Raw genomic sequence first — 1,728 nt, 5'->3', positions numbered from 1 at the left:
TGAGGATAATAGTGGGGCTATTTGACGAAGAAGCAGGAATTTTTAGACCAATTTATCGCAACCGCAGTAGGGTAGTCTATTCTCGGACAGGCTCCTAGGGGCCTGTCGGGCTTAAGCTTTCGAGCATGAAATTCAGTAGAGCCGAGTCAAATTTTTCGATGGATTTGCGCGAATAGTTGACCTATTTAAGCAAATTCATCGGCAAATATGGCCGCTCTTTCTGGATTTCAGGCCGAAATTGCCTTAAGTCCGACAGGCTCCTATTATTGATCTCTGCTGGCAGTAAAAATTTACAATAACAACAGGAAACGTTATGGAAACAGCCAACATCAAGCTCTTTCGCTGGGGCGGAGCCTGGGGGCCTTTTAAAGTCAATATTCCCTGTGGTGAGTGCACACTGACAAAAAATATCATTGATGATGTGATGACTAATGAGTTGGCAGGTATTCCCGTTACCCTTGAAGTAAATGACTGGCTAACATACTGGTGGCGACCTTTATTTAAAGGTGGTTGGCATGCGCCCATTATCCTGGTGGATGATAAAGTCATTTTTCAAGGCGGCGCGTTAAATCGGGGAGTATTAACCCAGGCTGTCATAGAAAGTTACTGCCGTAAAGCTCCGATTGTGGGTAATCATATTTTTGGAAAAGCAAACTGTTCCCACTGCATGCGTTCAAAAGAACACCTTAATCAGGCAGGGATCGAGCATCAATACCATGATGTGGTCAAAGAACCTGAAGCGTTATATGAGATGCTGGGACGTGTAAAACCGATTATCGGCAACAGCGTGCCTGTAACGGTTCCTCAAATATGGCTTGATGGTAAATATATCGGCGGGGCCAGTGAGCTCAGGGAAATTATCAAGGCACCTGTGATACCCGGTCATGACCAGGGTTAACACTTTGTGCTAGGAGCCTGACCGAGAATGGACCGCGCTATTGCGGTTGCGATAAATTGGTCTAAAAATTTCTGCTTCTTCATCAAATAACCCCGCTATTCTCCTCAGAAACAGAAATTTTTATCCTCAATTTCTCGCAATCCTCGCTAAGGGCGCTATTCTCGGTCAGGCTCCTAGCCACAGAGCGCTGAAGGGGTTCCATCGCCTACTGAACAGGAGTAATCTGGTTGTCTAAAACAGTTAGTATTTTTGTGGATGTACAGAATATTTATTACACCACCCGCGAGGTCTACGGGGCACATTTTGATTATAATGCCTTTTGGGCGAAAGTAGGTCACGGACGGAGTATTGCGCGCGCTTATGCCTATGCCATAGACCGAGGTGATGAAAAGCAGCGGCAATTTCAAAATATACTCCGGGCGATTGGTTTTACTGTAAAGCTTAAACCCTATATTCAACGCAGTGATGGCTCCACCAAAGGTGACTGGGATGTAGGCATTGCTCTCGATATGCTGGAGCAGGCTGGTTCATCCGATGTAATGGTGTTGGCTTCTGGCGATGGTGACTTTGATATTCTGGTAAACCGGGTCAGACATCGTTACAAAACGCCGGTGGAAGTTTATGGGGTGCCAGCCCTTACAGCCAAAACATTAATGAATGAGGCATCCTGCTTCATTCCTGTGGATGAGAAGTTACTGATCAAAAAGTGTCGTTAACGGTATGATTAAAAAATGCGCCGAAGTACTACCAGGAGCCAATGTTCATACGTCGAGCTTTTTAATGTATCATTTTACAAACTAGCCTAGGAGCCTGTCGGGCTTATGCTCGAA

Annotated in this window: 2 protein-coding genes; both read left to right on the top strand. The window is 45.4% G+C overall.

Features of this window, described 5'->3' with window-relative positions; all coding sequences use genetic code 11:
- Positions 1–313: 313 nt before the first annotated feature.
- Positions 314–898: a glutaredoxin gene (locus V4C51_RS17705; protein ID WP_330927491.1), complete on the top strand. Its 585-nt coding sequence runs from the start codon at positions 314–316 to the stop codon at positions 896–898.
- Positions 899–1,125: 227 nt separating this feature from the next.
- Complete coding sequence (locus tag V4C51_RS17700) at positions 1,126–1,614, top strand: LabA-like NYN domain-containing protein (protein WP_330927490.1); 489 nt, start codon at positions 1,126–1,128, stop codon at positions 1,612–1,614.
- The last annotated feature ends 114 nt before the right edge of the window (positions 1,615–1,728 follow it).

The sequence above is a fragment of the Candidatus Sororendozoicomonas aggregata genome, from assembly GCF_031528575.1.
Classification (GTDB): Bacteria; Pseudomonadota; Gammaproteobacteria; order Pseudomonadales; family Endozoicomonadaceae; genus Endonucleibacter; species Endonucleibacter aggregata.
The sequence above is the reverse complement of the archived record's forward strand: the minus strand, read 5'-3'. Positions and strand labels throughout refer to the sequence as shown.

What these genes read in the sequence shown, in the direction of transcription:
- V4C51_RS17705 (WP_330927491.1), top strand. Translation starts at nt 314, where the DNA reads ATGGAAACAGCCAACATCAAGCTCTTTCGCTGGGGCGGAGCCTGGGGG.